General features: G+C 68.3%; 1 protein-coding gene. It reads right to left on the reverse strand.

All coding sequences use genetic code 11. The annotated features are described in order from the left end of the window. Positions 1-418 (reverse strand): helix-turn-helix domain-containing protein (locus tag UN64_RS21965; RefSeq protein ID WP_139343261.1); only part of this gene is annotated, 418 nt, incomplete at its 3' end. Positions 419-537: the final 119 nt, after the last annotated feature.

Here is a 537-nt window from a genome sequence, read left to right on the forward strand (position 1 = left end):
GGGCGGTGATCTTCTGGGGTCGTTGGCGCAGGTCCTCACCCGTGGGCGCGAGGTCTGGCAACCGGGAGATGCCCAGCCGGTGCAGCCACCTGCCCACCGTTCGGAGGCACACCTGATGGCCTTCAGAGACCAGGTGGTGATGGATCCGGCGGGCCGACCACTTCTCCCTGCGACGCAGGGTCTGGATCTGAGCCACCACCTCGGGGTCGAGCTGGGCAGGTGAACAGTGCGGACGGCTGGGCCGGTCGAGCAGCCCGGCCTCGCCCTCGGCGCGGTAGCGGGCCACCCAGGTGGCCACCGTGGGCCGGCTGACGCGGAACTCGGCGGCGACATGGGCTTGGGGGATGCCGTCGTGCAGGTGGCGGTGGACCATCCTGAGACGGCCGGTGGGGGTCAGGGGTGCGTTAGCGTGAGTCATGAGTGGGTCTTTTCGGGCGGATGGGTTGTTGAGGAACTTCCATCCTGCGGGAGAGGCCCACTCGTCTCATCTCAGCCCGGCCCTCGTGCCAAGAACCTCATGACCCACAACACCTAGGG

Origin of the sequence: Fictibacillus arsenicus (assembly GCF_001999465.1) — a bacterium.
Classification (GTDB): Bacteria; Bacillota; Bacilli; order Bacillales; family Fictibacillaceae; genus Fictibacillus; species Fictibacillus arsenicus.